The organism is Intestinirhabdus alba (genome assembly GCF_009711095.1).
GTDB lineage: Bacteria > Pseudomonadota > Gammaproteobacteria > Enterobacterales > Enterobacteriaceae > Intestinirhabdus > Intestinirhabdus alba.
This window is the reverse complement of the sequence record NZ_WMJZ01000015.1, coordinates 1-13,146: the sequence shown is the minus strand read 5'-3', so window position 1 is coordinate 13,146 and position 13,146 is coordinate 1. Positions and strand designations below refer to the sequence as shown.

Here is a 13,146-nt window from a genome sequence, read left to right as displayed (position 1 = left end):
GCGCTCGCCCATCCGGAAACAGGTAAGGTTCCGGGGAGGGGGCCGTGTGCCGTCTTGCTGTGCTGCGAAATTGTGCGGACATTGTTCTTAGTTGCCTTTTATAAAGCCATGTAAAACCCGTGGCGTCAATTGCGGCGAAATCGGTTCAGCAAACGAATAAAGGGCCGTAATTTACCTTATTTAATTCACATCGCTTCAAATAAGCGTTGCTTATGGAAATGTAAAATTCTCTCCCCATTTACCTCTAAAGTGTTAATGGGGAGGCCGGCGGTTAATGCCAGCAAAAATGGTGCACCACCTGGGTGATTAATTCACGGGTGGGTTTAATAAAGCGCGTTTCCAGATATTCGTCCGGCTGATGCGCCTGGTCGATGGAGCCGGGGCCGAGCACCAGGGTTGGACACAGCGTCTGGATGAAGGGGGCCTCCGTGCAGTAGTTCACCACCTCGGTTTGCGTTCCCAGCAGTTTTTCCACCACGGTAACCAGCTGATGATCCGGCGGGCACTCGTAGCCGGGGATCGGCGGATGCAGCTCCGCTACCGTCAGGCGGCCCGGCCAGCGTTCGCTCACCGGAGCCAGCGCATCGTTCAGCAGGCCGTTGAGATCGTTTAGCGTCATTCCCGGCAGCGGACGAATATCCATATGCAGCTCACAGCAGGCGCAGATGCGGTTCGCCGCATCGCCGCCGTGAATATGGCCCAGGTTGAGCGTCGGATAAGGAATGGTGAACGCCTCATAGTGATAGCGCGCCTTCAGATCGTTACGCAGCTGCATAATGCGACCAATCGCATCGTGCATCAGTTCAATGGCGTTAACGCCGCGCGCCGGATCGCTGGAGTGGCCGGACTGGCCCGCGACCCGCACGACGCTGGAAATATGCCCTTTGTGCGCCCGCACCGGCTGCAGGGAGGTTGGCTCGCCGATAATCGCGCAGTCAGGGCGGATGGCGGTGGTTTCGGAGAAGTAGCGCGCGCCCGCCATGCTGGTCTCTTCATCGGCGGTTGCCAGGATATAGAGCGGCTTCTTCAGCTTTGTGATGTCAACGTCGCGCAGGGCGTCGAGAATAAAGGCGAAGAAGCCTTTCATGTCGGCGGTGCCCAGCCCATAAAGCTTGTTGTCGTGTTCGGTCAGGGTGAAGGGATCGCGCGTCCAGCGCCCGTCGTCGAACGGCACGGTATCGGTATGGCCCGCCAGCAGCAGGCCGCCGGCACCCTGGCCAACGCTGGCCAGCATATTGAATTTGTTGCGCGTCCCGGGAACCGGCTGCACTTCAACGCTGAAGCCCAGGTCCTTAAACCAGCCCGCCAGCAGAGTGATTAAAGCCGTATTGCTTTGATCGAGCGCTTCTTCGGTGGCGCTAACCGACGGTATGGCGATCAGAGCACGGTACATCTCGATAAATGGCGGCAAATTGTTTTTCATTGTTGACACACCTCGGGTCATGATAGTATCAATATTCATGCATTTTTTATGAATAAAAATACATTAACGTTGAGCGTTTATAAACTCACCGGGCGTGCGGTGAGGCAGGACGGCTTAACCAGGCTAATTGACTAAGAAGGTGAGCAGCCCCGATGTTAAACACCCTGATTGTCGGTGCCAGCGGCTACGCGGGCGCAGAGCTTGTGACCTATGTCAATCGCCATCCTCATATGAACATAACCGCTTTGGCCGTCTCGGCGCAAAGTAATGATGCAGGGAAACCGATCTCCGATTTACATCCGCAGCTTAAGGGTATTGTTGACCTGCCGCTGCGGCCAATGACCGACGTCAGCGAGTTTAGCGCGGGAGCGGACGTTGTGTTCCTCGCCACCGCCCATGAGATAAGCCACGACCTCGCCCCGCAGTTCCTGGAGGCGGGCTGCGTCGTGTTCGATCTCTCCGGTGCTTTTCGCGTGAATTCCGATACCTTCTATGAAAAATATTATGGTTTTGTGCATCAGCACCCTGAGCTGCTGGCGCAGGCGGTCTACGGCCTGGCGGAGTGGAATATCGACGCGCTGAAGAAGGCGAGCCTGATTGCGGTGCCTGGCTGCTACCCGACGGCGGCGCAGCTGGCGCTAAAGCCGCTGATTGACGCGGCGCTGCTGGATCTCAGCCAGTGGCCGATTATCAACGCTACCAGCGGCGTGAGCGGGGCGGGGCGCAAAGCGGCGCTCTCCAACAGCTTCTGTGAGGTGAGCCTGCAGCCATACGGTCTGTTTACCCATCGTCATCAGCCGGAAATTGTCGCTCACCTTGGCGCAGAGGTGATCTTCACGCCGCATCTGGGCAACTTCCCGCGCGGGATCCTTGAAACCCTCACCTGCCGCCTGAAGGCGGGCGTAACCCATACGCAGGTGGCGCAGACGCTGGAGCTGGCCTACCGCGACAAGCCGCTGGTGCGGCTGTATCAGAACGGCGTTCCGGCGCTGAAGAATGTAGTAGGGCTGCCGTTCTGCGATATCGGCTTCGCCGTTCAGGGCGAGCATCTTATTGTGGTGGCGGCGGAAGATAATTTGCTGAAAGGCGCGGCGGCTCAGGCGGTGCAGTGCGCCAATATCCGTTTTGGCTTCGCCGAAACGCAGTCTCTTATTTAAGGATGCAATAATGAATCCATTAATTATCAAGCTGGGCGGCGTCTTACTGGATAGCGAAGAGGCGCTGGCGCGTCTTTTTACCGCGCTTGCCGGCTATCGCGCGTCGCATCAGCGCCCGCTGGTTATTGTGCACGGCGGCGGCTGCGTGGTGGATAAGCTAATGAAAGGGCTTAACCTGCCGGTGCAGAAGAAAAACGGCCTGCGGGTGACGCCCGCCGACCAGATTGACCTTATTACCGGCGCGCTGGCGGGCACCGCCAATAAGACCCTGCTGGCGTGGGCGAAGAAGTACCATCTTGCCGCCGTCGGGCTTTGCCTTGGCGATGGCAACAGCGTTACCGTAACCCAGCTTGACCCGGAGCTGGGCCACGTTGGGCAGGCCCGTCCGGGGACACCGGCGCTGCTTAATATTCTGCTGTCCGGCGGCTATCTGCCGGTCGTCAGCTCTATCGGCATGACCGACGAGGGGCTGTTGATGAACGTTAACGCCGATCGGGCGGCGACGGCGCTGGCGGCGACCCTGGGCGCGGATCTGATCCTGCTCTCCGACGTCAGCGGTATTCTCGACGGCAAAGGGCAGCGTATTGCTGAAATGACCGCCGCGAAGGCGGAGCAGCTTATTGAACAGGGAATTATCACTGACGGCATGATCGTTAAGGTGAATGCCGCGCTGGACGCCGCCCGCACGCTGGGGCGTCCGGTTGATATCGCCTCGTGGCGTCACGCTGATCAGCTTCCGGCGCTGTTCAACGGCGCGCCGACGGGCACCCGTATTTTGGCGTAAACCTATAGCAGGCCGGCGCAGCGAAGCGCGCTCCGGCGAAGAAAACATCGTTAAGGAAATGTGTTATGGCACTTTGGGGTGGACGTTTTACTCAGGCCGCAGATCGGCGGTTTAAGCAATTCAACGACTCGTTGCGCTTCGATTACCGGCTGGCGGAGCAGGATATTATCGGCTCGGTGGCCTGGTCCAAAGCTTTGGTCGCGGTCGGCGTGTTAACCGCGGACGAGCAGCAGCGGCTGGAAGAGGCGCTGCATGGGCTGCTGGAAGAGGTGCGGGCAGACCCGCAGCAGATCCTGCAAAGCGATGCCGAAGATATTCACAGCTGGGTGGAAGGTAAGCTTATCGACCGCGTCGGCCAGCTGGGGAAAAAGCTGCATACCGGCCGTAGCCGTAACGACCAGGTGGCGACTGACCTGAAGCTGTGGTGCAAAGAGACGGTTAACGAACTGCTCTGTGCCTGCCGGCAGCTGCAGAGCGCGCTGGTGGAGACGGCGAAAAACAGCCAGGACGCGGTGATGCCGGGGTATACCCACCTGCAGCGCGCGCAGCCGGTCACCTTTGCCCACTGGTGTCTGGCGTATGTGGAAATGCTGGCCCGCGATGAGGGCCGCCTGCAGGATGCCCTCAGACGCCTGGACGTCAGCCCGTTAGGCTGCGGCGCGCTGGCGGGAACCGCGTACGAGATCGACCGCGAGAAGCTGGCGGGCTGGTTGGGCTTTGCCTCGGCGACCCGCAACAGCCTGGACAGCGTTTCTGACCGCGACCACGTGCTGGAACTGCTCTCCGGGGCAGCCATCGGGATGGTGCATCTGTCGCGTTTTGCTGAAGATCTGATCTTCTTCAACACCGGCGAAGCGAGCTTTGTGGAGCTGTCTGACCGCGTGACGTCCGGCTCGTCGCTGATGCCGCAGAAAAAGAATCCCGATGCGCTGGAGCTGATCCGGGGAAAATGCGGTCGGGTTCAGGGAGCGCTGACCGGCATGATGATGACCCTGAAGGGGCTGCCTCTGGCCTATAACAAAGATATGCAGGAGGACAAAGAGGGGCTGTTCGACGCGCTCGACACCTGGCTGGACTGCCTGCATATGGCGGCGCTGGTGCTGGACGGTATTCAGGTGAAGCGTCCGCGCTGCCGGGAAGCGGCGCAGCAGGGCTATGCTAACGCCACCGAGCTGGCGGATTATCTGGTGGCCAAAGGCGTGCCGTTCCGTGAAGCGCATCATATCGTTGGCGAAGCGGTGGTAGAGGCGATACGCCAGGGGAAACCGCTGGAGGAGCTGCCGCTGGCGGATCTGCAAAAATTCAGCGGCGTCATTGGCGCGGATGTTTACCCTGTGCTCTCGCTGCAGTCGTGCCTGGATAAACGCGCGGCGAAGGGCGGCGTTTCACCACAGCAGGTGGCGCAGGCAATAAGCGACGCGCAGGCCAGGCTGGCATAGCGGCCGCGCCCGTCCGGTAGGGCGTTAAGACGGGCTTCCGGGTAAAAAAAAGCGGACCACGGGGTCCGCAAAAGTTCACGTTGGCTTTAGGCTGTGTCCCTCAATAGGGCGTGATGTTGAAGTTTACGCCCAATTGAGGGACACAGCCCGTCAGGTAGAGTTAACTCCACTCCTGAACGGTTGGCGGCTTCCGGGGTTAAACGAGTGCCGTTCCGTTTCTGTGAGGCATTATTAATCAGCAGGCTTGATAGAGATAATCGTTCATTGCTATTCTACCTATCGTCATGAACTATCGTGGGATGGAAAATGAATATTCGCGATCTTGAATATCTTGTGGCGCTTGCTGAGCATCGTCATTTCCGGCGCGCGGCGGACTCCTGCCACGTCAGCCAGCCGACGCTGAGCGGGCAAATCCGTAAGCTGGAAGATGAGCTGGGCGTGATGCTGCTGGAGCGTACGAGTCGTAAGGTTCTGTTTACCCAGGCCGGGCTGCTGTTGGTGGATCAGGCGCGTACCGTACTGCGCGAGGTTAAAGTGCTTAAGGAGATGGCAAGCCAGCAGGGCGAAACCATGTCCGGCCCGCTGCATATCGGCTTGATTCCTACGGTAGGCCCCTACCTGTTACCGCATATTATTCCCCTGCTGCACCAGTCGTTTCCGAAGCTGGAAATGTATCTGCACGAGGCGCAGACGCACCAGCTGCTGGCTCAGCTGGATAGCGGCAAACTTGACTGCGTGATTCTGGCGCTGGTTAAAGAGAGCGAGGCGTTTATCGAGGTTCCGCTGTTTGATGAGCCGATGCTGCTGGCGATCTACGAGGATCATCCGTGGGCAAACCGCGATCGCGTGCCGATGTCCGATCTGGCTGGAGAAAAGCTGCTGATGCTGGAGGATGGCCACTGCCTGCGCGATCAGGCGATGGGGTTCTGCTTTGAAGCAGGTGCCGATGAAGATACGCACTTCCGGGCGACCAGCCTGGAAACCCTGCGCAATATGGTGGCGGCGGGCAGCGGCATCACCCTGCTGCCGGCGCTGGCGGTGCCCCAGGTTCGCCGGCGGGATGGCGTGGTTTATCTGCCGTGCTTTAAGCCTGAGCCGAAGCGTACGGTGGGCCTGGTCTATCGTCCGGGATCGCCGCTGCGCAGCCGCTATGAGCAGCTGGCTGAGGCCGTCCGTGGCGCTATGGACGGCCACTTTGAAAAAGCGTTAAAACAGGCGGTTTAAGCCGTTCAACGCCGCAACCCGATAGGCTTCTGCCATCGTCGGATAGTTAAAGGTGGTGTTGACAAAGTATTCAATGGTGTTGCCGCCGCCTTTCTGTTCCATAATCGCCTGGCCGATGTGAATAATTTCGGCCGCGCGCTCGCCAAAGCAGTGGATCCCCAGAATTTCCTTTGTTTCCCGGTGAAACAGGATCTTCAGCGTGCCCACATTCATGCCGACAATCTGCGCCCGCGCCAGGTGTTTAAACTGGGCGCGGCCCACTTCATAGGGCACCTTCATCGCCGTCAGCTGCTGCTCGGTTTTGCCGACGGAGCTGATTTCCGGAATGGTATAGATCCCGGTGGGAATATCTTCAATAAGATGCGCCGTCGCCTCGCCTTTCACCAGCGCCTGGGCGGCGATGCGGCCCTGATCGTAGGCGGCGGACGCCAGGCTCGGATAGCCAATCACGTCGCCCACCGCATAAATATGAGGCAGGGCGGTCTGGTACATGCTGTTGACCTTCAGCTGCCCGCGGCTGTCGGTGTCAAGACCGATATTGGCCAGCTGCAGCGAGTCGGTGTTGCCGGTGCGGCCGTTGGCGTACAGCAGGCAGTCGGCCTTCAGCTTTTTACCGGACTTCAGGTGCATGATCACCCCGTCGTCGCAGCCTTCAATGGTCTCATACTCTTCATTATGGCGAATGACCACGCCGCTGTTCCAGAAGTGGTAGGAGAGGGAGTCAGACATCTCCTGATCGAGGAAGGCCAGCAGGCGATCGCGGGTGTTGATCAGATCAACTTTTACCTCCATTCCCCTGAAGATCGACGCATATTCGCAGCCGATCACTCCGGCACCGTAGATGATCACGTGGCGCGGCTCATGGTGCAGGTTGAGGATCGAGTCGCTGTCGTAAATGCGCGAGTGGGAGAAATCGACGTCGACCGGGTGGTACGGACGGGAACCGCAGGCAATAATAAATTTTTCCGCCGTCAGGGTTTCCTCTGTGCCATCCTGGCACGCCAGCGCCAGCGTATGTTCATCAATAAAATGGGCGTCTCCCTGCAGAATCTGGCAGTGGTTACGCTCATAAAAACCCTGCCGCATGCGGGTCTGCTGGCTGATGACGCTGTCGGCGTGGTTAAGAATATCGGCAAAGGAGGAGCGGAGCAGGCGTGAATGATCGCTATAGAGTGGGTTTTGATTGAATTCAATAATACGGCTAACGGCATGACGGAGCGCTTTTGAAGGGATGGTGCCCCAGTGGGTACAGCCGCCGCCGACGGTATGGTAGCGTTCGATAACCGCGACGCGGGCTCCCTGCTTAACCAGACCCATTGCCGCGCCTTCGCCGCCGGGGCCTGAACCTATGACGATTGCATCATAATCCCAGGAATGTGGCATGGTATTACTCACCTGTTTTTATACATAAAATAAACAGCATGATAACATTTGCGCGCCTTTAACCCAATTCCCGAGGGGCCGTTTTGTGAAGCTGTAGCCTGGCCTGCCTGTAAACAATCATTCACAAAGCTCCGCAGACAGATTAACGTTGAACTCTGGTATAGTGCCGAATAAGGCATATGGAAGGATTCAGGCATTGTGATGGGCGTCAGAGCACAACAAAAAGAAAAAACCCGCCGTTCTCTGGTGGAAGCTGCTTTCAGTCAGCTTAGCGCTGAACGTAGCTTCGCCAGCCTTAGCCTGCGCGAAGTGGCGCGGGAGGCCGGCATCGCGCCAACCTCGTTTTATCGTCATTTCCGCGATGTGGATGAGCTTGGCCTGACGATGGTTGACGAAAGCGGCCTGATGCTGCGCCAGCTTATGCGTCAGGCGCGTCAGCGTATTGCTAAGGGCGGGAGTGTGATCCGCACCTCGGTCTCAACATTTATGGAGTTCATAGGCAACAATCCTAATGCCTTCCGTTTATTATTGCGTGAACGCTCTGGCACCTCAGCCGCGTTTCGTGCCGCCGTTGCCCGCGAAATACAACATTTTATCGCGGAGCTTGCCGACTATCTGGAACTCGAAAACCATATGCCGCGCGCCTTTACCGAGGCGCAGGCTGAAGCCATGGTGACCATTGTTTTCAGCGCGGGCGCTGAGGCGCTGGATGTGGGGGCAGAGCAGCGCCGACAGCTGGAAGAGCGGCTGGTGCTGCAGCTGCGCATTATTGTGAAAGGGGCTTATTACTGGTATCGCCGCGAGCAAGAGAAAATGACGCAACACGGTGGGTAAATGAAGGACGAGTTATGAAATTATCAGGTCAAGATAAAGGTACGCTGCTGCTGGCGCTGGTTGCCGGCTTATCCATTAACGGCACATTTGCGGCGCTGTTTAGCTCCGTTGTGTCATTCTCTGTATTCCCCATTATTTCGCTGCTGCTGACGGTGTACTGTCTGCATCAGCGCTATCAGAATCGTACTATGCCCGTGGGCCTGCCCGGTCTTTCCGCCGCCTGCTTTATCCTCGGCGTACTGCTCTATAGCACGGTGGTGCGCGCCGAGTATCCGGATATCGGTTCTAATTTCTTCCCGGCGGTGCTGTCGGTGATCCTGGTGTTCTGGATCGCCTTTAAGATGCGTAACCGTAAAACGGAGCTGTCGGAATAGCCCGTCCGGCGGGCCTGACGATCGCAAGGCCGTCAGGCCGGAGAGCACGGACAGCGGCGCGTCGCTACTTTGCGGTCAGCAATACGCCGCATTCCATGTGGTGGGTGTAGGGAAACTGATCGAACAGGGCCAGGCGCGAGACGCGGTGCGTCTGGCTTAGCGTCTCCAGGTTTTTGCACAGCGTTTGTGGATTGCAGGAGATATACAGAATGCGCGGATACGCCTGCACCATTTTTACGGTTTCGCTGTCCAGGCCGCTGCGCGGCGGATCGACGAAAATGGTTTCACAGCGGTAGCTCTGCAGGTCAATGCCCTGCAGGCGGTTAAATTCCCGCACCCCGTTCATCGCCTGGGTAAACTCTTCCGCCGCCATACGAATGATCTGCACGTTCTCAATCCGGTTCGCCGCAATATTGTACTGCGCCGCGGCGACCGACGGTTTGGCGATTTCGGTCGCCAGCACCCGGTCAAAGTTACGCGCCAGCGCCAGCGAGAAGTTGCCGTTGCCGCAGTACAGCTCCAGCAAATCGCCTTTTGCATCCTGAGTGACATCCAGCGCCCACTCCAGCATCTGGACGTTAATCGCCGCGTTCGGCTGCGTGAAGCTGTTTTCAACCTGGCGGTAGATCATCTCTTTGCCCGCCACCGGCAGACGTTCGTCGATGTAATCCTGATCCAGTTCGATTTTGGTTTTGGTTGCCCGACCAATCAGATGCACGTTCAGGTTCTGCGCCCGCAGCGCATCGCGCAGCGCGGTCGCCTCCTGCCGCCACGAGTCATCCAGTTTTTTATGATAGAGCAGCGACACCACCGCCTGATTGCTCACGGTGGTAAGGTAATCGATCTGGAACAGCTTATGACGCAGAACGCGGTTATCCCGCACGCCGGCAATCATCGCCGTCATCAGCCGGTTGATCAGCTCGCTGGCCGCCGGAAAGCGGTCAACGCGGATGCGGCTTTTGGTCTCCTGATCGAACATGATGTGATAGAGATCGTCGCCGTCATGCCACAGACGAAATTCGGCGCGCATGCGGTAGTGGCTGACCGGCGAGCGAAATACTTCCGGAACCCGGTCAGAAAATGGTGCCATCATGCTCTGCAGACGCGCCACTTTTTCGGCCAGCTGCGCGTCATACTGTTCTGTCGGAAGGTGTTCGGGGGTCATGATGCATCCTGAAAAAGAGAAGTACGCGGGGATTGTAGGGATTGCTCATCAGATGTCCAGACATTGCTGATATCACAATATTGGAACGTCCGGTCTGGACAGCGGGTAACGGCGGCATGTAGCATCCCGGGGCCGGTTCTGTAAGTTACCAGGGAATCCAGTGAGAATCTGGAGCTGACGCGCAGCGGTAAGGAAAGGTGAGATGAGCGCGCAAGCAGACACTGCCTTCGGGTGGGAAGTCATCATCTCGTTTTATTCATAAGGATAACCTTCCAAGCCCGAAGACCTGCCGGCTAACGTCGCAACTGGTTTTCATCTTCGCGTGCTACGGTGGAACCTGCGGCATCCTTTATAAGCTGTGGATGCTTTACAATGATTAAAAAAACGTCTCTGCTGATGGCGCTCTCCGCCACGGCGTTTTCCGGCTGGGCGCAGGACGCCGCTCCGGATACTCTCCTGGTTACCGCCAATCGTTTTCAACAGCCCGTCAATACTGTGCTTGCGCCTGTAACCGTCGTGACGCATCAGGATATTGAGCGCTGGCAATCAACCTCTGTGAATGATGTTCTTCGTCGTTTACCCGGCGTGGATATCGCACAAAGCGGTGGAGCGGGGCAAAATTCTTCTCTGTTTATTCGCGGGACTAATTCCAGCCATGTACTGGTACTTATCGATGGCGTTCGCCTGAACCTGGCGGGGGTAAGTGGTTCTGCCGATCTTAGCCAGTTCCCGGTATCACTGGTTCAGCGAATTGAATATATTCGCGGGCCGCGCTCGGCTATTTATGGTTCTGATGCTATTGGCGGGGTGGTGAACATCATTACCACGCGGGATCGTCCTGGGACAGAAATTAACGGCGGATGGGGAAGCAATGGCTATCAGAACTATGATATCTCGACGCAGCAACAGATCGGCGATAATACGCGCGTTACGTTGACTGGAGATTACGCCTATACCCGGGGTTTTGATGTGGTTGCCTATGGCAGCACCGGTTTGCAGGCGCAGCCCGATCGAGACGGTTTTTTAAGTAAGACGCTTTATGGCGCGCTGGAACACACGTTTTCCAGTCGCTGGAGCGGCTTTGTACGCGGTTATGGATATGATAACCGCACCCGTTATGATGCTTACTACTCTCCCGGCGCGCCGCTTGTTGATACTCGTAAACTCTACAGCCAAAGTTGGGATGCCGGACTGCGCTTTAATGGCGATGTTATCCAGTCCCAATTAGTTACGAGCTACAGTCACAGTAAAGACTATAACTATGACCCGAACTATGGCCGCTATGACGCATCAGCCACGTTGGATGAGATGAAGCAATACAATATTCAATGGTCGAATAGCGTCGCCGTGGGTCATGGCAACATTGGCGCAGGTGTTGACTGGCAAAAAAAGAGCACTACGCCGGGTACAGGATATGTAGCTAAGGGTTATGAACAGCGAAATACCGGTATTTACCTGACGGGGCTACAGCAGTTGGGCGAATTTACCCTGGAAGGGGCAGTGCGTAGCGATGATAACTCTCAGTTTGGTCGTCATGGCACGTGGTAAACCAGCGCCGGTTGGGAATTTTTTGACGGTTATCGATTTATCGCTTCTTATGGCACATCCTACAAAGCGCCTAATCTGGGACAACTCTATGGCTATTATGGTAACGCCAGGCTGAGTCCTGAAAAAAGTAAGCAGTGGGAGGGGGCATTTGAAGGGGTGACGGCAGGGATTAACTGGCGTGTTTCAGGTTATCGTAACGATATTAACGATATGATTGATTATGATGATCATATTCAAAAATATTACAACGAAGGTAAAGCACGGATAAAGGGTGTCGAAGCAACGGCAAATTTTGATACCGGGCCGCTTACACACACGGTTAGCTATGATTACACCGATGCCCGCAATGCCATTACCGATGCGCCGTTGTCGCGTCGCTCGAAGCAGCAGGTGAAGTATCAGCTCGACTGGCAGATGTACGATTTTGACTGGGGAATAACGTATCAGTACCTGGGCTCCCGCTATGATACAGATTATTCATCCTGGCCTTACCGCACGGTAAAAATGGGCGGGGTAAGCTTATGGGATCTTGCGGTTTCGTATCCCGTCACCTCACGGCTGACAGTTCGTGGTAAAATCGCCAACCTGTTCGACAAAGATTACGAGACAGTTTATGGCTACCAAACTGCAGGACGGGAATATACCTTGTCTGGCAGCTACACCTTCTGAACCACGTCCCTCCGTGCTGGTGTTTGACTCCGGCGTCGGTGGGCTGTCGGTCTATGATGAGATTCGGCAGCTTTTGCCGAATCTCCATTATATCTACGTTTTCGATAACGTCGCTTTTCCTTATGGCGAGAAGAGTGAAGCGTTTATCGTTGAGCGCGTTGTCAGTATCGTTGGGGCCGTTCAGCAACGCTACCCTCTTTCCCTGGCGGTAATCGCCTGTAATACGGCCAGCACCGTTTCACTTCCCGCGCTGCGTGAAAAGTTTGCCTTCCCGGTTGTTGGTGCCGTCCCGGCCATTAAGCCAGCGGCGCGGCTGACCGCCAACGGTATCGTGGGCCTGCTGGCGACGCGGGGCACGGTGAAGCGTTCCTATACCCATGAACTGATCGCACGGTTCGCTAACGAATGCCAGATAGCGATGCTGGGATCGGCAGAGCTGGTGGAGCTGGCTGAAGCCAAGCTGCACGGCGATCCCGTTTCGTTGGATGAGCTGCGTCGCATACTGCGTCCGTGGCTGCGTATGCCGGAGCCGCCAGATACCGTGGTGCTTGGCTGCACCCATTTTCCTCTACTGCGGGATGAGTTGGCTCAGATCCTGCCTGGCGGAACGCGGCTGGTGGATTCCGGTGCCGCGATCGCTCGCCGGACGGCATGGCTGCTGGAGCATGAAGCGCCGGATGCCCGATCGGGTGATGCGAACATCGCCTACTGTATGGCGATGACGCCGGAAGCTGAGGCGCTGGCCCCCGTTTTGCGCCGTTATGGCTTTGAATCGCTCGAAAAACTGCCTGTTTAAAGGGGTTTTGCATAAATATTATGCACTCGGGAAATTATTTTAAATTACCTCTTGTCAGGCCGGAATAACTCCCTATAATGCGCCACCACTGACACGGAACAACGGCACACAGGCCGCCGGGTCAGCGGAGAAAAGCAAAATTGATGCTTGACTCTGAAGCGGGAAAGCGTATTATGCACACCCCGCGCCGCTGAGAAAAAAGCGAAGCGGCACTGCTCTTTAACAATTTATCAGACAATCTGTGTGGGCACTCAAAGTGACATGGATTCTTGAATGTCTTCGGACACTAAATGAATACCAAGTCTCAACGAGTGAACACGTAATTCATTACGAAGTTTAATTCATTGAGC

The 13,146-nt window shown here is 56.6% G+C and carries 10 protein-coding genes, 1 pseudogene and 1 riboswitch; of the genes and pseudogenes, 8 read left to right on the top strand and 3 right to left on the bottom strand.

The window, feature by feature from the left end; all coding sequences use genetic code 11:
- Positions 1-271: 271 nt before the first annotated feature.
- The gene (argE, locus tag GJV78_RS11890) at positions 272-1,423 is read right to left on the bottom strand and encodes an acetylornithine deacetylase (RefSeq protein WP_155108558.1); all 1,152 of its coding nucleotides are present in this window, start codon (positions 1,421-1,423) and stop codon (positions 272-274) included.
- 152 nt (positions 1,424-1,575) lie between these two features.
- On the opposite strand from argE, the gene argC reads away from it, so the two are divergent.
- The 4 genes from argC (at position 1,576) to oxyR (ending at position 6,027) form a co-directional block, all read left to right on the top strand.
- Positions 1,576-2,580 carry an N-acetyl-gamma-glutamyl-phosphate reductase gene (argC, locus tag GJV78_RS11885; RefSeq protein ID WP_155108557.1) on the top strand — a complete coding sequence of 335 codons (1,005 nt, stop codon included), beginning with the start codon at positions 1,576-1,578 and terminating at the stop codon, positions 2,578-2,580.
- Between the two features lie 7 nt (positions 2,581-2,587).
- Positions 2,588-3,364, top strand: coding sequence for an acetylglutamate kinase (argB, locus tag GJV78_RS11880; protein ID WP_167519536.1), 777 nt, complete (start codon positions 2,588-2,590; stop codon positions 3,362-3,364).
- A gap of 65 nt (positions 3,365-3,429) precedes the next feature.
- Positions 3,430-4,803, top strand: coding sequence for an argininosuccinate lyase (argH, locus tag GJV78_RS11875; RefSeq protein ID WP_155108555.1), 1,374 nt, complete (start codon positions 3,430-3,432; stop codon positions 4,801-4,803).
- Between the two features lie 306 nt (positions 4,804-5,109).
- Positions 5,110-6,027, top strand: coding sequence for a DNA-binding transcriptional regulator OxyR (gene oxyR / locus GJV78_RS11870; protein ID WP_155108554.1), 918 nt, complete (start codon positions 5,110-5,112; stop codon positions 6,025-6,027).
- On the opposite strand, the gene sthA is transcribed toward oxyR, so the two are convergent.
- Entirely contained in the window at positions 6,010-7,410 is a 1,401-nt protein-coding gene (gene sthA / locus GJV78_RS11865) for a Si-specific NAD(P)(+) transhydrogenase (RefSeq protein ID WP_155108553.1), read from the bottom strand. The genes oxyR and sthA overlap by 18 nt on opposite strands.
- A 198-nt stretch (positions 7,411-7,608) precedes the next feature.
- On the opposite strand from sthA, the gene fabR reads away from it, so the two are divergent.
- Together fabR and GJV78_RS11855 are read left to right on the top strand one after the other, a co-directional pair.
- Positions 7,609-8,244: an HTH-type transcriptional repressor FabR gene (gene fabR, locus GJV78_RS11860; protein WP_167519527.1), complete on the top strand. Its 636-nt coding sequence runs from the start codon at positions 7,609-7,611 to the stop codon at positions 8,242-8,244.
- A 14-nt stretch (positions 8,245-8,258) separates the two neighbouring features.
- Entirely contained in the window at positions 8,259-8,618 is a 360-nt protein-coding gene (locus tag GJV78_RS11855) for a YijD family membrane protein (RefSeq protein ID WP_155108551.1), read from the top strand.
- 64 nt (positions 8,619-8,682) lie between these two features.
- Here the strand turns inward: GJV78_RS11855 and trmA are convergent, their stop codons facing one another.
- Complete coding sequence (gene trmA / locus GJV78_RS11850; RefSeq protein WP_155108550.1) at positions 8,683-9,783, bottom strand: tRNA (uridine(54)-C5)-methyltransferase TrmA; 1,101 nt, start codon at positions 9,781-9,783, stop codon at positions 8,683-8,685.
- 116 nt (positions 9,784-9,899) lie between these two features.
- Positions 9,900-10,091, top strand: a riboswitch (cobalamin riboswitch).
- A 64-nt stretch (positions 10,092-10,155) separates the two neighbouring features.
- On the opposite strand from trmA, the pseudogene btuB reads away from it, so the two are divergent.
- Positions 10,156-12,000 (top strand): annotated as a pseudogene (gene btuB / locus GJV78_RS11845) (TonB-dependent vitamin B12 receptor BtuB).
- Positions 11,945-12,796, top strand: a complete 852-nt coding sequence (gene murI, locus GJV78_RS11840; protein ID WP_155108549.1) for a glutamate racemase — start codon at positions 11,945-11,947, stop codon at positions 12,794-12,796. The pseudogene btuB and the gene murI overlap by 56 nt, the downstream one beginning before the upstream one ends.
- Positions 12,797-13,146 lie beyond the last annotated feature (350 nt).